This is a genomic window from Algoriphagus marincola DSM 16067 (assembly GCF_000429405.1).
In the GTDB taxonomy this organism is placed as follows: Bacteria; Bacteroidota; Bacteroidia; order Cytophagales; family Cyclobacteriaceae; genus Algoriphagus; species Algoriphagus marincola.
The window spans coordinates 32,517-54,264 of sequence record NZ_KE386900.1 but is presented as its reverse complement, the minus strand read 5'-3'; the positions used below and the strand labels follow the sequence as shown (position 1 = coordinate 54,264).

23 protein-coding genes are annotated in these 21,748 nt (G+C 42.8%); 9 read left to right on the top strand and 14 right to left on the bottom strand.

Annotated elements, in window-relative coordinates:
• Positions 1 to 160: 160 nt before the first annotated feature.
• The 4 genes from G457_RS0120195 to G457_RS0120180 form a co-directional block, all read right to left on the bottom strand.
• The gene (locus G457_RS0120195) at positions 161 to 982 is read right to left on the bottom strand and encodes a TPM domain-containing protein (protein ID WP_026948077.1); all 822 of its coding nucleotides are present in this window, start codon (positions 980 to 982) and stop codon (positions 161 to 163) included.
• Complete coding sequence (locus tag G457_RS0120190) at positions 960 to 1,397, bottom strand: TPM domain-containing protein (protein WP_026948076.1); 438 nt, start codon at positions 1,395 to 1,397, stop codon at positions 960 to 962. Before G457_RS0120190 ends, G457_RS0120195 begins: the two co-directional genes overlap by 23 nt.
• 9 nt (positions 1,398 to 1,406) lie before the next feature.
• The gene (locus tag G457_RS0120185) at positions 1,407 to 1,997 is read right to left on the bottom strand and encodes a LemA family protein (protein ID WP_024284051.1); all 591 of its coding nucleotides are present in this window, start codon (positions 1,995 to 1,997) and stop codon (positions 1,407 to 1,409) included.
• 164 nt (positions 1,998 to 2,161) lie between these two features.
• Positions 2,162 to 3,412, bottom strand: a complete 1,251-nt coding sequence (locus G457_RS0120180) for an aspartyl protease family protein (protein WP_035484454.1) — start codon at positions 3,410 to 3,412, stop codon at positions 2,162 to 2,164.
• Positions 3,413 to 3,608: 196 nt separating this feature from the next.
• Here G457_RS0120180 and G457_RS0120175 point away from each other — a divergent pair, with 196 nt between their 5' ends.
• Entirely contained in the window at positions 3,609 to 4,085 is a 477-nt protein-coding gene (locus tag G457_RS0120175; RefSeq protein ID WP_026948074.1) for a Fur family transcriptional regulator, read from the top strand.
• Here G457_RS0120175 and G457_RS0120170 read toward each other — a convergent pair.
• Both G457_RS0120170 and G457_RS0120165 read right to left on the bottom strand, forming a co-directional pair.
• Positions 4,082 to 4,516 (bottom strand): SRPBCC family protein, encoded by a 435-nt coding sequence (locus G457_RS0120170; RefSeq protein ID WP_026948073.1) that lies wholly within the window; start codon positions 4,514 to 4,516, stop codon positions 4,082 to 4,084. The two genes, G457_RS0120175 and G457_RS0120170, sit on opposite strands and share 4 nt — an antisense overlap.
• Complete coding sequence (locus G457_RS0120165) at positions 4,513 to 5,127, bottom strand: cytochrome c oxidase subunit 3 (RefSeq protein ID WP_026948072.1); 615 nt, start codon at positions 5,125 to 5,127, stop codon at positions 4,513 to 4,515. Before G457_RS0120165 ends, G457_RS0120170 begins: the two co-directional genes overlap by 4 nt.
• A gap of 109 nt (positions 5,128 to 5,236) precedes the next feature.
• On the opposite strand from G457_RS0120165, the gene mfd reads away from it, so the two are divergent.
• Entirely contained in the window at positions 5,237 to 8,590 is a 3,354-nt protein-coding gene (mfd, locus tag G457_RS0120160) for a transcription-repair coupling factor (protein WP_026948071.1), read from the top strand.
• Positions 8,591 to 8,766: 176 nt separating this feature from the next.
• Complete coding sequence (gene gldJ / locus G457_RS0120155) at positions 8,767 to 9,990, top strand: gliding motility lipoprotein GldJ (RefSeq protein ID WP_026948070.1); 1,224 nt, start codon at positions 8,767 to 8,769, stop codon at positions 9,988 to 9,990.
• Between the two features lie 78 nt (positions 9,991 to 10,068).
• On the opposite strand, the gene G457_RS0120150 is transcribed toward gldJ, so the two are convergent.
• Genes G457_RS0120150 through G457_RS0120135 form a run of 4 tightly spaced genes read right to left on the bottom strand, consistent with a single transcriptional unit; the run spans position 10,069 to position 13,823 of the window.
• Positions 10,069 to 10,491 (bottom strand): organic hydroperoxide resistance protein, encoded by a 423-nt coding sequence (locus G457_RS0120150; protein WP_026948069.1) that lies wholly within the window; start codon positions 10,489 to 10,491, stop codon positions 10,069 to 10,071.
• Between the two features lie 6 nt (positions 10,492 to 10,497).
• Positions 10,498 to 10,923 (bottom strand): MarR family winged helix-turn-helix transcriptional regulator, encoded by a 426-nt coding sequence (locus G457_RS0120145; RefSeq protein WP_035484451.1) that lies wholly within the window; start codon positions 10,921 to 10,923, stop codon positions 10,498 to 10,500.
• 39 nt (positions 10,924 to 10,962) lie between these two features.
• Positions 10,963 to 12,507, bottom strand: coding sequence for an amidase (locus G457_RS0120140; RefSeq protein WP_026948067.1), 1,545 nt, complete (start codon positions 12,505 to 12,507; stop codon positions 10,963 to 10,965).
• A gap of 23 nt (positions 12,508 to 12,530) precedes the next feature.
• Complete coding sequence (locus G457_RS0120135; RefSeq protein WP_035484449.1) at positions 12,531 to 13,823, bottom strand: Gfo/Idh/MocA family protein; 1,293 nt, start codon at positions 13,821 to 13,823, stop codon at positions 12,531 to 12,533.
• A 160-nt stretch (positions 13,824 to 13,983) separates the two neighbouring features.
• On the opposite strand from G457_RS0120135, the gene G457_RS0120130 reads away from it, so the two are divergent.
• Positions 13,984 to 14,916, top strand: a complete 933-nt coding sequence (locus G457_RS0120130) for a hydrogen peroxide-inducible genes activator (RefSeq protein WP_026948065.1) — start codon at positions 13,984 to 13,986, stop codon at positions 14,914 to 14,916.
• A gap of 1 nt (position 14,917) precedes the next feature.
• Here the strand turns inward: G457_RS0120130 and G457_RS0120125 are convergent, their stop codons facing one another.
• The 4 genes from G457_RS0120125 to G457_RS0120110 all read right to left on the bottom strand — a co-directional run bounded on the left by G457_RS0120125 (position 14,918) and on the right by G457_RS0120110 (position 17,498).
• Positions 14,918 to 15,394: a copper resistance protein NlpE gene (locus G457_RS0120125; protein ID WP_026948064.1), complete on the bottom strand. Its 477-nt coding sequence runs from the start codon at positions 15,392 to 15,394 to the stop codon at positions 14,918 to 14,920.
• Positions 15,395 to 15,410: 16 nt separating this feature from the next.
• A complete protein-coding gene (locus G457_RS0120120; RefSeq protein WP_026948063.1) occupies positions 15,411 to 16,019 on the bottom strand; it encodes an energy transducer TonB in 609 nt (202 codons plus the stop codon).
• A 136-nt stretch (positions 16,020 to 16,155) separates the two neighbouring features.
• Complete coding sequence (locus tag G457_RS0120115; protein ID WP_081701491.1) at positions 16,156 to 16,818, bottom strand: TonB family protein; 663 nt, start codon at positions 16,816 to 16,818, stop codon at positions 16,156 to 16,158.
• A 227-nt stretch (positions 16,819 to 17,045) separates the two neighbouring features.
• On the bottom strand, positions 17,046 to 17,498 hold the full coding sequence (locus tag G457_RS0120110; protein ID WP_026948061.1) for a DUF1569 domain-containing protein: 453 nt from the start codon (positions 17,496 to 17,498) through the stop codon (positions 17,046 to 17,048).
• Between the two features lie 124 nt (positions 17,499 to 17,622).
• Between G457_RS0120110 and G457_RS0120105 the strand changes: the two genes are divergently transcribed.
• From G457_RS0120105 to G457_RS0120085, 5 genes are all read left to right on the top strand, one after another.
• Entirely contained in the window at positions 17,623 to 18,198 is a 576-nt protein-coding gene (locus G457_RS0120105) for a hypothetical protein (RefSeq protein ID WP_026948060.1), read from the top strand.
• A complete protein-coding gene (locus G457_RS0120100; RefSeq protein WP_026948059.1) occupies positions 18,185 to 18,472 on the top strand; it encodes a winged helix-turn-helix domain-containing protein in 288 nt (95 codons plus the stop codon). The genes G457_RS0120105 and G457_RS0120100 overlap by 14 nt, the downstream gene beginning before the upstream one ends.
• Positions 18,473 to 18,515: 43 nt before the next feature.
• A complete protein-coding gene (locus G457_RS0120095; RefSeq protein ID WP_155847207.1) occupies positions 18,516 to 19,241 on the top strand; it encodes a tetratricopeptide repeat protein in 726 nt (241 codons plus the stop codon).
• Positions 19,242 to 19,381: 140 nt separating this feature from the next.
• Positions 19,382 to 20,929, top strand: coding sequence for a hypothetical protein (locus G457_RS0120090; RefSeq protein WP_026948057.1), 1,548 nt, complete (start codon positions 19,382 to 19,384; stop codon positions 20,927 to 20,929).
• On the top strand, positions 20,920 to 21,351 hold the full coding sequence (locus tag G457_RS0120085; protein WP_026948056.1) for a hypothetical protein: 432 nt from the start codon (positions 20,920 to 20,922) through the stop codon (positions 21,349 to 21,351). The genes G457_RS0120090 and G457_RS0120085 overlap by 10 nt, the downstream gene beginning before the upstream one ends.
• The last annotated feature ends 397 nt before the right edge of the window (positions 21,352 to 21,748 follow it).

The following is a 21,748-nucleotide window of genomic DNA, read 5'->3' as shown; positions in this document are numbered from 1 at the left end:
ACCTTTCAACCTTCCAACCTAAAACCAAAGCATTTCTCCTATCGATAGCGCCAATTTTCCAATTTTTCAATTTTCCAATCATCCCCTCAGCTTTCCAACTTCCCACTTCCCTCTTCCAACTTCCCACTTCCTTCTTCCCTCTTCCAACTCCCTACTCACCTCACCAACTTCCACCGGCACCGCCGCCACCAAAGCTTCCTCCGCCAAATCCGCCGAAGCCTCCGCCTCCGCCACCACCGAAGCCGCCAAATCCTCCTCCTCCTTTAGAGAAGTCACCGAATTTTCCGCCTCCGCTGCCTTTTAGCAGATTGGCCAGCATGATGGTAGTCCAGAGGTCTACGCCTCCACCACGTCCGCCCATGTGATTGTCATTGTCGCGACGGTTTCGGATCAATGGGATGATTACAAAAATGATGATAAAGAAAAGCAGGACGAATATTCCTCCTCCTTCATTGCCGTTATCCATCACTTGCTCTGCCTCGTATTCTCCGGAAGCCAATTTGAAGATCATATCCGTGGCCTGATCCAGCCCGGCAAAGTAGTTCTCCATCTTGAAGTTAGGGATAATCAGGTTACTGACGATCCGTTTTGCCAAGGCATCAGGAACTGCCCCTTCAAGCCCATATCCGGTAGCGATAAAGACTTTCCGGTCATCCATCGCCGCCAAAATCAACAGTCCGTTGTCATTTTCAGCTCCTCCGATTCCCCATTGATCGCCTAGTTGAAAGGCATAATCGGAAATATCGTAAGGACCCACAGAGCGGATCATGACTATGGCAATCTGAGATGAGGTGCTGTCGTTGTAGGCAACTAGTTTACGCTCCAACTGCGCTACTTCAGCGCTGCTGAGCGTTTGCGTGAAATCATTGACCAAACGAGGAGGATTGGGAGCAGGAGGGAAATCCTGCCCGATCAAAAAGCCTGGAATGAGAAGAAATAAAATAAATATGGGGAGGCTCTTAGGAGCCAAAAGAAATTTCATCCGGTAGTTCGTTTTCGTCATCATCCCCTTGGTGGGGGAAGTGTGCAGCCAGTTCTTTTCCGGCCATCAATATGCCGTCGATCAGTCCTTGGGTAAATTTTTGCTCTCGAAAGAGTGCAGCCATGTGGTCTTTGATCTTTTCCCAAAAGTCATCAGGGACAACAGCATTGATTCCACCATCACCAAGAATGGCAAATTTATGATCCAATACAGCCAAGTAGAAAAGCACCCCATTCCGCTCTTTGGTTTGGTGCATTTTCAAAGTCTCAAATACCTCCGCTGCCCGATCTAGGACATCTATTCGGCAATGGTTTTCAATATGGACCTGTATTTCACCGGAGGTGTTGTTTTCTGCCTCTTGGATGGCCGCTATGATAGTTTTGCGATCTTCTGCTGAAAAGAGTTTTTCTGGCATTCCTAAATCTTAAAATTGGACGCTAGGTGCATTTTCAGCTCCTTCGGAAGCCTGGAAAGTCCCTTTGGTCTCAAATCCGTACCAGCCCGCAAAGATATTGTTGGGGAATACCCGCAAGTTTTGATTGTAGGCAACCACCTCTTGGTTGAAGTTTCTTCGGGCTACAGCGATCCGGTTTTCAGTACCTTCCAATTGCGCCTGTAGCTCTAGGAAGTTTTGATTTGCTTTCAGATCTGGATAGCGCTCCACAGTCACCAAAAGTCGGCTGAGAGCACCGGAAAGTTGATCTTGAGCTTGTTGAAATTGCTGAAGATTTTCAGGGCTTAGATTATTTGCATCCACATTGATGGAAGTTGCTTTGGCGCGTGCCTCAATGACACCCGTTAGGGTTTCTTGCTCAAAGTCTGCATAACCTTTGACCGTATTGACCAAGTTTGGAATCAGGTCAGCACGTCGCTGGTATTGGGTTTCTACTTCAGCCCATTGTCCGTTGACTTGTTCTTCAGTAGTCACGAAACTGTTATAGGTTCCGACAGCTTTGGTATAGATAAAAATTCCCAAAACACCCAGAATCGCAATCGGGATTAATAGTTTTTTCATGTGTTTATAATTTGTTTTTCAGTTGTCACATGGAATCTCGCGTGCCTTACAATCATCCCAGCGTGTGTCGCTTTCGACATGCTCGATTTCATAGTATCATTAAGGTTTGAAATTGCTAGGTTTTATTTCCAAAAGTAACCAAAATTTTCACCTTCGAAAATCACTTAAATTTGTTTTCTAAGCTCAATGCGATACGTGAAATCCTCATAATTGGTTAGCGTATCGTCGAAATATCTCCTCACTTCAAATTCTATCACCTTTCCCTCTTCCTCGCGAAGAAGCTTCACGACTTCTGCAAGTTCCCAGATGATCACAGGGATTTTATTGATGCTCAGCACTTCATCGAAAGGTAAAATCCCCGCTTCCTCAGCCGGAGAGCCTTTTCTTACCGTACCGATGTAGAAGCGCTTTTTGTCCGTAGGCACTTTCTTGACAGTCAGTCCGCTCATGTCGTATTCGTAGGGTACATAAAATGTGTCCCCTTTCTTGAATAATGCCTGCTCTCTAGGATAGTCTAAAATGATTCGCATTCTCCCAAGGATTTCTGAGCCCAGACTTCCCAATCTTCCGGATTCCTGAATGATGTAGCTGAAGGCCGTTTCTTCAGGATATGAAGTCATGACATCACGCTGCGTAAGATGGTTGATCTTTACCCAATCTACTCGGGCGATATTTCCATAGAGTGTACCTCCCAGGCTTTGTCCCAGCTCCGTTTCTAGATTGAGATCTGGAATCTCGATTTTTTCCGATGTCTCCTGATTGAGTAAAAGGCCATGATTTGCACCGGTATCGATCAGCAGTTTGGCATCAAGGACCTCTCCATTTCGCTGCTTGACCTTGGCACTGATGTATGGCTTGCTGGATTGGATACTTAGCTCTTTTTTGGTGTAAAAAGGCGGACGCCATTTCATTGCTCCTTCTCGAAAAAATTCAATCCGCTCATCGTCGTAGTTTATTTTGACGGGATTGAATTTGAAAAATTCATAGCCAATAATCCCATAAATCGGTACCCCCACCACGGATTCCAATTCCAAAAAATCCTCTTCCAACACCAATAGACTTTGTGCTATTCCTTCGATGGGCCCCAAATCCAAATAATTGACTGGGGAGACCTGGGCCATGATTTGCTCGGACCCATCTGCGCCCATCAGATTCAGTCGCCGCGTGTATTTCAGTCCCATCGCATCTCCAAGGTCTTTACTGAACAAAATATTGGACCGTACCCCTGTGTCAATGAGGAAATTCACGGGATAGGCTCCATTGATGGAGACGGGTACGATGATCAGGCTATTGGAAGCGTAAAAAGGTAAAATCACCCGTCTTTTGTCCTCTTTCATGAAAAAACCAGGAATCTGCGACTGCGCTTCCCAGGCAATGGAATAAATCAAAATGAACAGAAAGAGAAATCTTTTCATTTATCTTGGGTCGGGTGGTTTTATAAGTTAGTATTTTAATTTTAATCGGTTTCAACCTAATAACGAATAATCCCCCGTGCTTTGTTCGGCTTTTCAATCCTTAATTAGACTGAACCCAAATTAAGTCAAAGCGCAAGTAGACATTTGTCAAAAAAAACCTAAACCCGCATCTTTAATTTTTAGATCCTACCAAAAGATGGCAGATACAGCGCTGATAGAAAAAGCTAAGAAGATATTTGAAAATTTCTTGAGTAAGCAGGGAAGCAGAAAGACTCCGGAGCGATTTTCTGTAATTGATGAGCTATACCTCCTTCCCGAGGATGAGCATATCGATGTGGAGGGGCTTTTCCTGAAAATGCGAAATAAGGGCTATACCATTAGCCGAGCAACTATATATAATACCTTGGATCTTCTTGTCGAAAGCGGGTTGGCTGTAAAGCATCAGTTCAAAGACAAGGTGGCTCTGTACGAACAGGCTCTTACATACAAGCATCATGATCATCATGTGTGCAATCAATGTCGTAAAATCAGGGAATTTTCTGACCCCAAGATCAACGAGATTAAGGAGATCATCGGCAAGGAATTTCAATCAGGTATCACTTCACACTCTTTGGTGCTGTATGGCGATTGCCAGATTGAAAACTGTCAAAACCTGAATGCCATCGAACTCTAGGCAAAGATTTTTTTATAGATCGGTTTTCGATACATAAACTGTCCCCAAAGTGCCGGATAGAGTAGCCAAGTCATAATCTTAAACGGAGCTTCGTATTCGATCTCATCCCGGATGATGCTTTGATTCCCTTTTTTGATAATTCGGTGTTTATGCGTCCATTTTTTTAGGAAAAAAGGTAATTCTGTGCCCTCATCCACGAAAAAGAATTCCTTTTCATTCGTTTGATCTTCTGTAATTAAGCTGGTCCACTTCTGCTTGAAGAGTAAAAAATTCAGTTCTAATGAAACCACATCCCCTTTTTTGGAACCGTCAAATTTGATCAATTTGACTGGTGGAAATGGGGGACTCAGGCGGGTGAATAGCTTTTCGTCAAAGCCTTCTTTGACTTTCAAATAGTCTTGTTTGACGGGAGTTTCAATGATGAGATTCATAGGCTGACAGCGAATAAGAGAAATAAAATCAGCCAAATCCCGTCCATAAATTGCCAATAAACGGTGAATAGGCGAAGTCGCATTTTTTCGAAAGGGTTGGTGAATAGAATGAGACGCTTCACCTCATCATTTTTCCGGTTTCTGAGTTGAGCCCATAGAATTAAAGCGAAAATCATAGCGCCCAGCAAGTGAAAAACGTGAATTCCCGATAGCACATATAAAAAGCTACCACTAGGAATTCCTTGAAAATCTATTCCCATGGATTGTAATTCCTTCCAACCAGTGATCTGTAGGCCGGTGAAAAGCAAACCTAGAAGCAAAGTGATTCCCAAGGCTCGGATTACTTTTTCGGCATTTTCTTCCTGAAAATAAATGCGAATTCTTGTAGCTGTGTAGCCGCTACTGACCAGTAAAAAGGTAGAAATCAGGAATGAGACCGGGATTTTTTTGTTCATTCCACCCAATTGATCCAAACCGGAAAAAAGAAAGGCAACAGTCAAGAAGAGGAAAATCAGTCCGCTACCAAACATTCCCAGATACAAGAGTGTCTCGTAGGGATGCATGTCTTCAATGCGCTGGAACCAAGTTTTATTGTCAGAAGTAACACTCATCGCTTGCAAAACAATTTAAACGGGCTTAGGTTCATGAAATATCGTTTTTGAGAGCCGAAAAAAATGAAAACGGCTAACTTGCGTCCCCAAACCAATATCCCCTTACACCTTGGATAGAGACTCCTTCCTTTCGATTTATCACGGAGATCCATTTTTGAGACAGTTTAGTGAAAAGCTGGCCCATGCTGAGCAGGCTAGTTTTCAACTTAGAGGCCTGTCTGGCAGTCTGGATATGGTGGTATTTACTACCATCTTTCAGCGATTGGGTGGCTTTCACCTGATCATCGCCCAAGACAAGGAGGAGGCCGCCTACCTGAATACAGATCTTCAGAATCTTTTGGGAAGAGAAGATTTTCCCATTTTCCCTTCCAGCTTCAAAAAACCTTATCAGTACGAAGAGGTGGATAACGCAAATGTCCTTTTGCGATCAGAGATTTTGAGTCGCGTTTTGGAGGGGCAAGAAAAGGATGAAATCATCATCACCTATCCAGAGGCGCTTTATGAAAAAGTTATCAACAAGCGCTCCCTCAAAGAGAATACATTTCAGGCAAAAGTAGGAGAGCAGGTGGATATGGAATTTGTGGCAGAACTGCTCCATAGCTACGATTTTGAGCGGACTGACTTTGTCTATGAGCCTGGGCAATTTGCAATTCGCGGAGGGATTTTGGATGTCTTTTCATTCTCCAATGAGCACCCTTACCGCTTGGAGCTTTTTGGGAAGGAAATCGAAAGCATCCGAACCTTTGATCCTGAATCTCAACTCTCGATCGCCTCAGTGGATCAATTGTCCCTGATTCCCAATACGCAGACTAAACTGCTTCAAGAGGTGCGACAGTCATTTTTGGGCTTTTTACCTGAGAAGGCAAACCTTTGGATCAAAGACTATCAGCTAACTGCAGATGTCATGACCGAATGCTTCCACCGGGCAGAAGTGGCTTTTGATCAGATTTTGGCCAAAACCAATCAAACGAAGACCGTACTCAAGCCGGAGGATCTTTTTGAAAAGGGGGAGGATTTTATCAATCAGGTCAAGACCTTTAAAGTGATCGAGTTTGGGAAGCAATTTTATCTGAAAAACTCCGAGAAACTGTCATGGGACTCCAAGCCCCAGCCTTCATTTAATAAGAATTTTGACCTTTTGGTAGAGAACCTGGCGGAAAATGAAAAGCAGGGCCTTACCAATTTGATCACCGGTGAAAATTCTAAGCAAATCGACCGACTCATGGGGATTTTTGCCGAGTTGGATCCTACACTTCAGGTTCAAACCTTGATTTTGGGCCTTCGGGAAGGATTTGAAGACCGTCAAAACAAACTGATTTGCTACACCGATCATCAGCTTTTTGAGAGATTTCACCGATATCGCTCACGCAAAAAAGCCAGCAAGTCGAAGGCACTTACCTTAAAAGAATTGAAAGCCCTTCACCCCGGGGATTATGTGGTCCACGTGGATTATGGAGTAGGGCGATTTGCAGGCCTAGAAAAAGTAGAAGTAGGTGGGAAAATGCAGGAGGCAGTTCGACTGGTTTTCCGGGATGATGATCTGCTTTATGTGAATATTCACTCCCTGCATAAGATTTCGAAATATTCGGGTCAGGAGGGACAGGCTCCTTCCATGTCCAAGCTAGGTTCCCCCGAATGGGAAAACAAGAAGAAACGTGCCAAAAAGCAAGTTAAGGATATTGCCAAGGACCTAATTGCCCTGTATGCCAAAAGGCGATCAGCGCCTGGATTTGCCTTTTCAAAAGATGCCGTGATGCAGGTGGAGTTGGAGAGTAGCTTTATCTATGAAGATACCCCCGATCAGGCTTTGGCTACCGCGGATGTCAAGACCGATATGGAGAAAAGCTATCCCATGGACCGCTTAGTCTGCGGAGATGTAGGTTTTGGTAAAACTGAGGTGGCGATCCGCGCTGCATTTAAGGCTGTGAATGATGGGAAGCAGGTAGCCGTGCTCGTGCCTACCACGATTTTGGCCATGCAGCATTTTCATACTTTTAAAGATCGGCTTTCAGGCTTTCCAGTGACGGTAGATTACATCAATAGATTTCGTACTGTCAAGGAGACAAAAATAGTCATGGAGGAAGTCAAATCAGGGAAAATAGATATTCTTATCGGTACGCATAAAATTGTCAATAAGAATTTGGTTTTCAAGGATTTGGGATTACTCATCATTGATGAAGAGCAGAAGTTCGGGGTGAGGGTGAAAGACCAGCTGAAAAACCTCCGAGTAAATGTCGATGTGCTGACATTGACGGCCACTCCCATCCCACGAACCTTGCACTTTTCGCTGATGGGAGCGAGGGACTTATCGGTGATTTCTACGCCGCCGCCAAACAGGCAGCCGGTGACGACCGAGGTTCATTCATTTCAGGAGGAAATCATCCGGGATGCGGTGGCCTATGAGTTGCGAAGAGGAGGACAGGTCTTTTTTGTGCATAATCGGGTTGGGGAGATTGACTCCATTGCCAATTTGATCAAAAAGCTGGTTCCTGATGCGAGAGTGGTGGGAGCTCATGGTCAGATGGATGGCAAAAAGCTGGAGAAAATCATGGTAGACTTCATCGATCATGAGTACGATGTGCTGATCTCGACCAATATTATTGAGTCTGGCTTGGATATCCCCAATGCCAATACCATCATCATCAACCGAGCCCACATGTTTGGACTGAGTGATCTGCATCAAATGCGTGGAAGGGTAGGGAGAAGCAATAAAAAGGCCTTTTGCTACTTGCTGACAACGCCGATGTCTGGTTTGACTCCGGAATCCAGAAAGCGGCTTCAGACATTGGAAGAATTTTCAGATTTAGGGGATGGCTTCAAGGTAGCAATGCGTGATTTGGATATTCGCGGGGCTGGAAACCTACTCGGTGCCGAGCAAAGTGGATTTATCACGGATCTGGGCTTTGAGATGTATCACAAAATCCTGGATGAGGCTGTACAGGAGTTGAAGGAAAATGAGTTTGCTGCCCTATTTGAAGTGGATTTGAAAGAAAAGGTCAAAGTGCTGGTTCAGGACTGTACGGTTGAGACAGACTTGGAGCTCCTTATACCTGAAGAGTATGTAGCCAATATCAGCGAGCGTTTGAGTCTGTATTCCAAGCTAGATTCGATCAAGAACGAGGAAGAGCTGGCCCAATTTTCCCAAATGCTGCATGATCGCTTTGGTCCTGTTCCGGATGTGGTGAATGATTTGATGGAAACCGTCCGATTACGATGGAAAGCGGAAAAACTTGGAATAGAGAAGCTCGTGATGAAAAATGGGCAGATGAAGTGCCACTTGCTTCCATCTGATAGAGGGGATTTCTACTCTTCACCTACCTTCTTGAAAATCATGCAATTTGCTCAGTCTAATTCTAAATACTTTAAAATAAAAGAATATAAAAACCGTTTGATACTTACCATTTCGGATGTTTCGAGCATTTCGAAGGGTCAAAAGTGGCTAAAAGAGATGCTAGAAAGCTAATTTTACAAAAATTTAACTGGCATAAATATTGCACTTTCGCACCCAAAATTTGTTGTTTCAGCTCCGATTAGACGCAGAGGCCTCAATTCGAAGACTTTGCACGGATTTGAAAGATTGGAAGTCCTTGGAAAGGGGACTATATTAGCACCCTAAAATTGATTTAAATTTCTATTTATATGCATTTGACTAAAAAACCTTGGGGATTGTGGGCTGCAGCCTTCTTAATTGTAGGAGGATCAGTCTTATCTTCTTGCAACAAAACTCCTGGCTATGGTCGTCGTACGGCAAATAAGCCCGGTAAAAAAAGTGCTACCACAGGCGCTGAGTTTTCATTTGATGAAAATGATACTACTCAGTTCTTTGTAGCAAAAAATGCTGAGCAAATCCCTGGGCCAAACTTGAAATTCATTCAAGGAGGTCGGGCAGTACTGGGCTCTCAAGAAGAAGATGTCATGGCCTTCCGCGACAACTTGGAGCGAACCGTTACTGTGGCAAACTTTTATTTGGATGAAACAGAAATCACGAATAATGATTACCGTGAGTTTCTTTTCGATATGAAGAGCAAGGTCAGTGCAGACTCAATGCAGAAATTGGAGCCTCGTGAAGATGTATGGGGTGGAGCTCTTTCCTTCAATGACATGTATCAGTCCTACTACTTCCGCTTCCCAGGATTTAATTTTTATCCGGTAGCCGGTGTTTCTTGGACTCAGGCAAATGTATATTCAAAGTGGAGAACAGATTATGTTCAGGAGTTGATCAGAAAAGAAAGAGAACTTGACTCCACCTTTACCAAATCTCAGTTGATCGAGCGTGGAGTAGTCATGGCTGACTTCCGTCTTCCCTCAGAGGCTGAATGGGAATATGCCGCCAAGGCGATGATCGGAACGCAGTATTTGGATGAGAATCAAGAATATGGCCGTATTTATCCATGGGATGGTCGTGGCGTTCGTAATCCTTACAATGTGAAGCGAAAAGGAAAGCAAGGTGATTTCCTAGCTAACTTTAAAAGAGGACGAGGTGACTATGGAGGTATTTCAGGTAACCAAAGAAATGACGGTGAAATTCTACCTACCAACGTGTATGACATGGCTCCAAATGATTTCGGATTGTACCACATGGCTGGGAATATGAATGAGTGGGTGTATGATGTGTATCGTCCTTTGACATACCAAGACGCTGATGACCTTAACCCACTTCGAAAAGATGGGTATGGCGATGAAGAAGAAAATTACGAAGTAACTATGCTTACTGACGAAATGAGAGTCTACAAAGGTGGAAGCTGGAGAGATGTCACTTATTGGTTGGCTCCTGGTACTCGAAGATTTATGCATGAAGATTCTGCTACCAATCATATTGGCTTCAGATGTGCAATGATCTCTATCGGAGAAAGAGGTAAATAAGAAAGAATAATAATAAAATTGAAAAGCCCGCTGAAATTCATTTTCAGCGGGCTTTTTGTATTAATGAATCCAGTGAATTTATTCTACAGCTTTCACATTTACCTCGATATTTCCTCTTGTTGCCTTTGAATAGGGGCATACTTCGTGGGCAGCCTCTACCAATTTTTGAGCATGTTCCAAAGATTCGGCTTGGGGGATTTTGACCTCGATATCCACCGCCAGTCCGAAGCTTCCTGGACCATAGTTTCCTAAATGTACTTTAGCTTTGATCTCGGAGTCCTTAAGGCTTGTTTTTCCAGCTACTGCTCCTAAAGCACCGCCAAAGCAAGATGCGTATGCGGCAGCAAAAAACTGTTCAGGATTTGTTTTTTCTCCATCACCCCCGATCTCTTTGGGCATGGATACATCAAAATCTAATTTTCCATCATCGGTTCTGACATGACCCTTTCTTCCTCCGGTATTGATGGCGACTGCAGTGTAATCAATATTTAGTTTTTCCATATGTGATTAATCAAGTGATTTTAATTTTGATAACATTCCGGATAATGAACTGTTCAATTTTTCCAATTGAGGATCACTGATCAATTCAATTTCTTCAGAAAAGACTTTCAACAGTTCTTCTACTTTTCCTTGTAAAGTTTTTCCTGGGTAGGTTAGCTCTACTTTTACTTTTCGCTCGTCCTCTTCACTTCGAATTCGTCTAAGGTAGTTTTGGGCCTCTAGTTTTTTCAAAAGTGGAGTCAAAGTACCTGAATCCAATTCTAATTTTTTACCGATTTGGTTTACATATTGTCCGTCTTGTTCCCAAAGGACTGCCAAGGTTAAGTATTGGGTGTAGGTAAGCCCAACTTCATCTAGGCTCAATTGAATTTTTTGGATCAACAGTCTTGAGTTGCTATAAAGCAGATAGGCTAAATCAGATATTGGGTTCATGTATTTTCAATTTGATTCAATTTAATTGAAAAAACTTATTTATTCTTTTCTGGCCTCTGATATTTTGGGAGGCTTTCTATGCATTGTACCCTGTTCGTAGGCATAGGTCAGTCTGATCAGTGTAGGCTCGGAATACATTCTTCCCAAAAATTGAAGCCCTGCCGGAAGATCATTGTTGGTAAAGCCCATCGGAACAGTGAATGCAGGTTGCCCGGTATGGGGTGAAATGATCTGACTGTTATCTCCCCGATACTCCTCTTGGAAATGCTCGATTCTTGCTGCTGGATAATTCCAGGATGGGTAGACTATAGCGTCCAACTGAAGGGAATCCATGACCGATTCAATTGCTTCCCGAAAAGCGATTCTTCGTGGGTCTTCATAGGCATTTCCACAATCCTCTCCTTCCAGTCCCCATCTTCCGGAATTCCCTGCCATCATTTCTAATCGGTCCATGGCAAACTGTGAATTGGAACCAACACGAATGATGTCTTCCAAAGCCTGAATACTGTCATTTTTCACATATTCTGATAAAAATGCTTCCAAGTCCTCCCGAAATGTCGCACACCATTGGTTTTGTCTAAGTTCAGAAAAGTTAGGAATGATGATAGGATCAAGTACCTCGGCACCCAAGCTTTTCAAGTCCAAAATTGCTCTCTCAAATAATCCCGCTATTTCTGGATCGATATCTTGCGTTAAATCTCCAAGCACTCCTATCCGGGCATTTTCTAACCCGTTTTTCACCAAAAATTGCTGGTAATCTGTTTGAGCTTTTCCTTCTGAATAACTCGTCACAGGATCTTTCGGATCAATTCCAACCATGACTTCCATGACTCGGGTCGCGTCTTCTACAGTGCGGCACATGGGTCCAACTACGTCATTTCGAAGGTAAAGGGGTACAATGCCTGTCCTTGAAATTAAGCCCAAAGTGGTGCGGAAACCTACCAAAGCATTATGAGAGGAAGGACCTCTGATAGAGTTTCCGGTATCAGTTCCAAGACCTACTGTTCCAAAATTTGCCGCTACAGCTGCTCCCGTTCCGCCACTTGATCCGGCAGGGACATGCTCCAGATTGTAGGGGTTTCGGGTTATGCCAAAAGTGGAGCTTTCTGAATGCATGGGTGAAAATGCCCATTCTGCCATATTGGATTTGGCTAAAATGATGGCTCCTGCATCGATCAGTTTGGCAATGATAGGAGCATCATCTTCAGGGATAAAATCCTTAAGAGCAAGTGAACCTGCTGTGGTCGGAAGCTCAGCGGTATTGATATTGTCCTTGACGATGATTGGAATCCCATGAAGCGGCCGAAGCTTCCCTGTATTTTTCAGCTCTTGATCCAAGGCCTTTGCCTGATTCAAAGCTTCCCCATTAATCACAGAGATGGAATTGATGCGATCATCCAAGCTGTCTATTCTCTCCAAATAGGCTCTGGTTAATTGCTCAGCAGTATAGTCTCCCGAAAGATAGGCTTCATGGATTTCCGATATGCTCAGCTCTGAGAGTTGGATCGCTTTTTCTTCTTGAGAAGTTTGGCAGCCAAATCCAATTAGAATACCAATTAGGGCAAGAAATAGATTCTTATTCATTCAAATTGATTTAATAGGCCTACTTAGCTTAGAGAAATTCCATTTTGGTAGGTGTAGTGAAGCTTGGTGTTGGCTTCAAAGTCATCCCCAAAGTTTTGAGCGATGGGATCCCAAGAAAGAGGTCTGTTCAATTCCTTGGCGATATTTCCTATGGTGCAAGATGTACAGGTACTATGTCCAATCTCTACCGGAACAATCGGGTCCTTACGCCGCTGAATGGATTCGATGAAATCAATGTAGTGCTGAGTGTAATTGAAGTTTTCATCCTTTTTCTCTAGGCTGATTTCTGAAAGAGAGCTCTCAAAATTTCCTCTTGAAACCTTAATCCAGCCTTTTTCTCCAATGAATTTCACACCCTGTCTTCCTTCGTCAAAAGAGGTGATTTTCATGGGTATTCCATTTTCAAATCTATAAGTCAGAGGCTTTTCTCCCATCGGTGGAATCACCTCAACTGGCCCATTTCGGTCTTGGTTGAGACCCCATTGTGCCACATCAATCATATGCGCCCCCCAGTCTGTCATGAGCCCTCCCCCTGTCTCCTTATACCAACGCCAAGCCGCCCAAAGTTTTTCGTTTTCTACGGGATCTAGGGAAATGGGGGGATTCAAATTGGGGTGATAGGGTAATTCGGGCAAGGGTCCTAGCCATGCTTGCCAATCCAAACCTGCTGGGACGGCCTCTGGATTGAGATCGAATGGCTTGGGAAAGGGATTTTCACCCACATGGACCAGCACTTCTTTGATGTCGCCAATGCTTCCTTTTTGCACATGTGCTACAGCAGTTTGGAAATTGACTGCCGAGCGCTGCATGCTACCCACTGCCAATACTGTCCCATTTTGCCTCACTGCTTTGACCAATTGCTGTCCTTCATACACAGTGAAAGTCAGGGGTTTTTCCAGATAAATATCCTTTTTGGCCCGACAGGCATCAATGGCCATTTTGGCATGCCAGTGGTCCGGAGAGGCAATCACCACGGCATCCACTTCATTACTCGCCAAAAGATCCCGGTAGTCTTCATATATTTTTAAGCTCAATGGCTGAGTTCCGCGGGCAGCGTAAGCCGCTTTTACCCGCTCTTCAAATCGGGTCCTTTTCACTTCATAAACATCAGCACCCGCCGTAACTTCTACTTCCGGTAACTGCATAAATCGATTAAGGAGTCCCATGGCTTGACGACCAACTCCAATGAATCCCAAGCGAACGGTCTTTTGGAAGTTGGACCGCTTGGAATTAGCGAAAGAAAAGCCTGGTGCAAAACTGAGACCTGCTCCAGCCAAGGCACTGGTCAGGAAGAATTTTCTTCTGGAAATAGCCATAATTTTAGGTTTAAAGGGTTATTGATTTGGAATTTAATCAATCCCATTATAAAATCCTGTTCTTTTTGACAAAAGGCGATCCATGAACAAGGATTTCAAATCCTAGTTTTGATTGAACTCTTTGGACTTTTTCTAACTTAGAATATCATATTTTAACCTTATGACTATACAGCAACTCGAATACCTGATAGCAGTGGACAAGCATCGGCACTTTGGACAGGCCGCTGAGTCCTGTTTTGTGACGCAACCCACGCTTAGCGCCCAGTTGAGCAAATTGGAGCGGGAGTTGGAAGTGATTCTTTTTGACCGGAGCAAAATGCCTGTAATTCCGACAGAAATCGGGGTACAGATTATTGCCCAAGCCAAACGAGTGGTATCAGAAAGTAAGGGCATTTATGAATTAGTCGCTCAGCTAAAAGGCGATATTTCCGGTACTATCAAACTGGGTATCATTCCTACGCTTGCGCCTTATTTGCTTCATTTATTTGTGAGAGGTTTTTTGGAAAAATACCCCAACGTGAAGCTCGAGGTACAGGAAATGGTCACTGAGGAGGTCGTTCGGCAACTGAAAAACGATGAACTGGATCTGGGAATCATCGTGACGCCTCTGGATGAAAATGGAATCGTAGAAAAGCCGATGTTTTACGAGAAGTTTTACGCCTACCTGTCCAAGGACCATCCTTTGCTAGAGAAGAAAGAAATCACTGCTGCCGAGATCAAATCCAATGATCTCTGGGTGCTGCAGCAAGGGCATTGTTTCCGTGATCAGGTGATCAATTTTTGCGATCAGACAGCCAGCGGACCAGAAAACTTCCACTATGAGAGTGGCTCGCTAGAGGGCCTTCGAAATATGGTCAACCGTTATAAAGGTGTTACCCTTCTTCCTGAATTGGCGACACATGATCTTTCACCGGAGGAAAAAAGTAGATTGAGACCATTCAAAGGCCAATCCCCAACTCGAGAGGTCAGTATTATCCTGAATAGAAGCTTCTTGAAGCAAAAATTGGTTGAACTCCTTTATCGGGAAATAACAGAGGCCATCCCGCATGAGATGACCTCCAAAGCCCATGGCAGAATAGTCCGCTTCAAATAAGTTACTGCTTCGTAAGGATATACTTATCGGCTAAGTCTCCTTCGATTCGATTGCCATCCATATCCAAGTGCCAGATGCGGTTTTCACCAACCTTATACTTACCGGGAGCTCCTTCAAGACCCGAAAGTGTAATCATGGAGCCGGTCTCATCCCATTGGAAAGTGCCCTCAATTTCATTGATTTCAGTTTCTTTCCCTAAGTAGGTGGTCTTGTAAGTGTAGGTTCCATCGTAATTGATGCTGAGTTCGGTGGCGATACCCTCACAATCTGCACAGGGTAGGGTGCCCACATAGGTTCCTTCCCAATCCAGCGCATTCATGGAGTTGTCTCCTGGAGTAGGATTCATTGGGACTTCGATGGTTTCGGGAAAATCCTCCGATACTGTTTCAGTAATTTCCTCTGTTTCCGTTGTTTTTTCTTTTTGGCAGGAGGAAAGTGCAAAAACCATTAGAATGGTATATAGGCTAAATTTCTTCATAACGATAGGAATCTGATTAATCGCTAATGAGGGACTTTTTGTGAATGGCGGAATAGCCCACTACCATAACTTGTGAAAGTTCTCTTTCTGCTAGTAGCTTCGCCTTTTCGCTATCCAATTCAGCTAGTAGGCTTTGACCTGTATTCTGAAAATATTCAGCTCTTTGTTCATAGAAATTGGCGAAATAGGGATTTTCTTGGATCTGGGCGTTTAATTTTTCAAGAATTTTACTTTCAGTATCGTAGCGCTCCGGAATGTAAAATCCGGTGTTTTGATTTTCCACTATTTTGAATTCGACCGTCAGCAAGTGCTCTTTTCCAAAAGTCTCATTGGGAAAAAGTGCCTTGGTTTCTTTATCCTTCAGCAAGGCTAAAGTTTGGAATACTTCCTCAGCTAGTTCTTCTGAACCTCCTAGTAAAAGCGGGGTTTTATCCAAATTACCCTGCTGATCAATAGAAAGTAGGAGCGTGACGGGACCTTGGATTTTCTCAGACCGTAATTCTGAGGAGTATTTTAAATTTTTGGCCAGAAATTGATTGAATTTCTGAAGGGGATCAGATTCTTGAGCAAAGGTAGATGCTGAGATCAATCCGATCAGTAGAGTAGATAGAAGCTTGCGTATCATGGTTTTGGATTTAGTTTCTATCAAATTAAGAATTAAAAGATTAAAAATAAAGTATTTAGGAAAGATTCGCGTTTCCTTTTAACTAATCCGTTTCAAATCAGAAGGGTTTTTGGTTGAGTGACCGATAAAATGCGAATTACCTGTTGATGGTGCCGCTGATACTACGGGTTTGTACTATAGTAAAAGATTTGATCTCAATTTTTGCCAAGGTATTTTGCTGAAGCCTTTGAGATTCCATCAAGTCGGCCGTCGCCTCAGCTTCATGCTGCAATTGCCGATGTATTTGGGACCGAAGTTCGAGGTATTTCGGTTCAAAGGGTTTTTCGTCCACCAGTCTTTCAGTCATTTTAAGTGCTTTTTCTGGTTTTCCTTTGTATATCTGCCGAGTTACTGCCTCAATCTCGGCATTGGGATTTTGGGGATCCACCATCTCAAAACTAAAATAAATTTCATAGCTGTCTTTCCGCTCTTCTTCGGGCAACATATCAGGTTGCCAGAGAGGAATTGCCCTTTCCAAAGCAGCTTCAACAGATTCTTTCATCGCTTCGGTTTTGGATTCTGTGATTTCGTAGGAGCTGATTTTCCCTTCTTGGTCTAATTCGATTTCCACGGAAACAAAACCGGTTTTTCGAGCCCGCAAATCAGATAAGGGATAGCGAGCATGAGAGCCCAAGACCTGTTTCCACACTTTCAGTGCGGGATTTGGTGAAGTGACTTCCTGAGCTTGAGTAGAAAAAGATAATGCAATAAGTAGGATACTGGAAAGAATAAAGAATAGGAGGTAATTTCTTTTCATCATAAGTAATTGATAGATTTTGCCTCCAATAAACTCAAGGATATCTTAGTTCACAAGCTTTCTATTAAAAATTTAATGTGTATATCTGCTTTCTTCCAATTAGAACTGTGAGTGACCTTCAAAAAATCTAAAGGTTTAAAATCTGTACGCTCCCCTCTCCCTACTTCCAGCTTCCATCAAAATAGCTACAGAGAAATTGGGGAGTAGGGAAATTGCCCATATTCATAGTATCATACCCCAAATTGTGTCAAATGATGATGGAGGTGCTTATAGAATAGATTATTCCATTCTTGGGCAGTCATCGGGCCGAAAGAGGGTGACTCTTTTCCTTCGAAGTGTTGGGCTCCTAGTTCCTGCGTCTTTTTTAAATAGTCGATCAATTGATTTTTTTCTTTTTCGAAATCCCGATGATCTGCAATGATGAAAACCGGTGCAGTTCGGGCATTTTTAGGATAGGGCTTTTCATTGACCACCCCCGATTTGACAAAGGTTTTGAGTAAAAATCGCATCAAAGCATTGGGTTTGGGATGCTTATCAGTGTAGGCCATTTCATAAGCGACCGAGCAATGGGCAAGCATTTGATCTACACTCATTTTACCCCATAAAGGCTGAGAATCGGGCTTGAGAGACTCTATTCGGGCAATTAGTTCGGATGTAGTCGAAGGGTCAAAAATATATTTCATGGTCTTTCTTGGCTGGATTTAGATACAAGATAAATTTTTTTCAGAAAAATTTTAAAATAAATTGGTCTATAATGTAAACCATTTTATATTTGAATCGTTAAGCCTATTGTAAAGGGATAAAAAAATGGAAAAAACACTTACAAGCACCGAATCTCTAGCCATTATCACAGAGATGATAGCCAAGGCTAAGAAAGAGTCCACCGGAGACGGAGGCTTTCAGATGCTCCTTTGGGGCTGGGTAATTGCGGTTTGCAATTTTGGGCATTATACCTTAGAAAAATTAGGATATGCCGAACCTTACATCGTATGGACACTGGTCATTCCTGCTGCTATTATTAGCTTTGTCAAGGGATTCCGCTCAGCGAAAAACGCTCCCGCCAAATCCCATCTTACAACTGTTCTTAGTCAGCTGTGGATTATCATTTTCATTAGTATGATCGTTGTTTTGGTCTTTATGGGAACATTGGATTTTCAGCACAATCCCATCATTCTCTTACTTGCTGGGGTGGGTATTTTCACCACAGGTACATTGGTAAGAGAGAATCTGGTTCGCTGGGGAGGAATATTATTATTGCTCGCTGCTTTTATCGGTTTTCTACTTCCCGTGACAGAACAGTACCTCGTAGCAGGAATCGGAATAGTGTTGGGTTATCTAGTTCCAGGGTATCACTTAAAAAAGAAGAGTCTTGAGCGAGTTTAAGCCCCTTGATCCCTTATTGCATTCCCAGCTTCGGTTGGCAATCATGTCCTTGCTTCTGAGTGTGGATGAGGCAGAGTTTACCTTTCTCAAAGAAAAAACCGAATCCACCGCCGGCAACCTCAGCGTACAGCTGGACAAGCTTGAAAAGGCAGGCTACATAGAAATCGAAAAGTCCTTCCGGGGAAAACGTCCATTGACGACCTGTAAAATCACCAAGGAGGGTATTGCCGCTTTCGAAGCCTATGTGGAAAACTTGAAAAAATACATTCAGTAAAAAATTTTCTAAATTTAGTTTATAACATAAACCAATTTACACCATGAAAACGAACTCTAAAATTTTCGCAACAATCTTAATGATCACTTTGATGGCTATGGGCTATCCTCAGGAACTCCGAAAAATGAATTACCGTGCCTATCTAGAGGCAAATAAGGAGCTCTGGAAGCAAAATGTGGCTACGGCCATGCTCGAAGCCCAGCAAAATCCATCACAAGAATCGGAATGGCAATTGGCCCTCACCGAATATGGTCTCCTGAATGCCTCCATGGCAGATCAAGATGAGGATCTTTTTGATGATTATGCTGAAAGCCTGGAAGATCGGCTCGATCAGTTGAAAAAGTCCGGTCCGTATCAAGCTGAGGCCAAGGCTTTACTATCCGGGCTCTACGGATTTCAGATTGCATTCAGTCCCTTCAAAGGGATGCTGCTTGGTGGCAAAAGCTCCAAACTTCTGGAGCAAGCCATGGAAGAAGCTCCTGAAAGTCCCATCGTATTAAAATTGTATGCAAGCAATAAATATTTCACCCCAAGTATGTGGGGAGGAGATGTAGAAGAAGCTCGGCGGGCTTTTGAAAAGTCTAATGCAAACTTTGAAAAGCAAGGGATCGAGGACAATTGGATGTACTTGGATAATCTGGCCTGGCTTGGACTAATTCATCAGGAAAACGGACAAGAAGACGCTGCCAAGGAAGTTTGGGAGAAAGCCCTTGCCCAAGAGCCCAACTTCTATTGGGTCAAGGAAGGATTACTTCCAGGATTAAATTGATTTAGAGGTTTTTATATTGGAAAAAACAGCGGTCATTGGTCGCTGTTTTTTTGTTAAATCATTTGAAAATTAGATTTTAAGTTTTAGATTGACGTATCATTTAATCGATCAACTAAGCTAAGTATTTATGAAAAACACTTTTGCACCCCCCCAAGTACAAAAAGATAGCTAAATCCGGTTTAGCACTACTATTTGGACTGTCCATCATTCTGTCCGCTTGTATTCCAGAACCAGAAAACCCGACCATCCAGCTCAGTGAAACTTCACAGCTGGCCCAGGTCCGGGACTGGTTTGAAGCCAATAAGACCAAGCTCCGCCTTCCCGAGCGTGGTACGAACTACCGAACAGAATCCCAAGAGCTGATTCTACCCTTCTTCGAAAAGGAACCCGATTGGGAGCAATTTCATCATTACTACTTTCCTGATGGACGGGAGGTTTTTGAAGTGAGTCTGGAGAATGAAAACTTGTATATTCCGAGAGCAAAGGATGCCGGAGCCAGTGAGGAAGAAGTTGACTATTTTCAAAACATCCTATTTGTAAAGCATCCTACACTTCCCAAATTTGATCCTTTGATTATCCGGTATTATGCAGACGAGAATACTTCCAACCGTGACTTTGAAGCAATCAGCTACCAAATGATCGACGAAAAATGGAGTGGCTGGATTGATCTGTTTACTTATGATGAGCACTACCTCATGGGATATAAGGTCACGGAAGGTGAATTGACTCATACAAGGGAGATGCAAAAGAATCCGGAAAATGCCCGCAAGATTGCGGTAAGCTCAGAAAACAAGAGCGACGAGGCGATCCATTGCTATGTAGTAGCTACTGATTGGTATGATGGCAGAACCGGAGAATATTTGGATACCACTCATGCACAAACCTGCGAATGGCAGCGGGGTGGAACAACCAGTAGTTATGGAGGATATTCAGGAGGAAGCTATGGTGGCGGCGGAGGCACAGATGGCCTTGGAGGTACTTGCAGCAGCTGTTATGATCCACCGGAGGTTCCGGAGCCGACTTTGAGAGTTGAAATTGATCAATCCATAAAAAATAATGCAACATTAAATTGTATTGTCCAAAAATTACAATTAGCCAAATTTATTAATGATTTAGCTTTATTCGATGGAAGCTCAAGTAATATGAGAAATGTTATTTTAAAAATCGGTCCTACTCCTAAATCCCGTGGCTGGGAGGTAAATGCACTTACAAATGGAAGCCTTGGACCCTATAGAATTGAAATAACTCTCAATGAGAAAAAAATAGATAGAGGGGCTTTAGATATTGCTAGAACCATTATCCATGAACTAATTCATGCCGAAATAATAAGAGCTAATGCTTTAGTCGAAGGAACCTCCTGGGATCCAGATTTTCAAGTTAATTATGAGAAGTATCGGAATAATTATGGGAAAGATTGGCCATCTCATGAATACATGGCTGAGCATATGGTTAATAAAATAGCCAATGCCCTAAGGCAGATTCACCCTTATTTGGGTTTAGATGAGTTCAGATCGAATCAAGATGTATTAGACGTTTTCCCAAGAAACTCCATACCTTCTGATTTCTACAAAGCGATGGCTTGGGTGGGACTTGATGGAACAATAGAATATGATAAAAATCCAAGTAGAGACACATATAAAAAGTGGCATAATGATACTGTCCAAAAACATCCAAAACCATGCAATTGAGACTTGTCTTTCTGTTTTTTGTTATTCTTTTAGGTTGCCAAAAAAGAAATCAATCTCAGCCTGAAAAAATAAATTTGATACTTCTCGATGAAGGAAAAAATGATTTAGAGCTTAATAAAAGTGATAAAGGAATAGTTCCCAAGTTTCACTATACCCAGGGTGGCTTTGGACATCCAAGCGTTTATGTATCCTTCATTCATGGGTACTATGATGATATTAAACGGATCGATGCAAATTCTATTCGAAATTATCATTTAATCGACCCTGATACTATTGATTTCAATACTACTTGGTTTTACTGGGATAATGAGCCACCTCTTTACCTAGCGTTAAAAAAAGATTATGAAGATTTTATTTCGAATGAGAAGATCGATGGTTTGACGATATTCGAGATTTCCATCTATGCAAGTAGCATTGAATAGCTACTTGATGTAGTCAATATTCGAAATTTAGAAAGAGTGAAGAATATGGATTAGATCTTATAAGCTTCTTGAAAATTTAAATTCATGAAAAAAAATATAAAATTAAGAAAAACCCAAGTCGAAAGATTTGAGTTTTTGGAGTAAAAGGTTTGAAAATTAGATTTTAAGTTTTAGATTGACGTATCATTTAATCGATCAACTAAGCTAAGTATTTATGAAAAACACTTTTGCACCCCCCCCCCAAGTACAAAAAGATAGCTAAATCCGGTTTAGCACTACTATTTGGACTGTCCATGATACTATCCGCTTGTATTCCAGAACCAGAAAACCCGACCATCCAGCTCAGTGAAACTTCACAGCTGGCCCAGGTCCGGGACTGGTTTGAAGCCAATAAGAC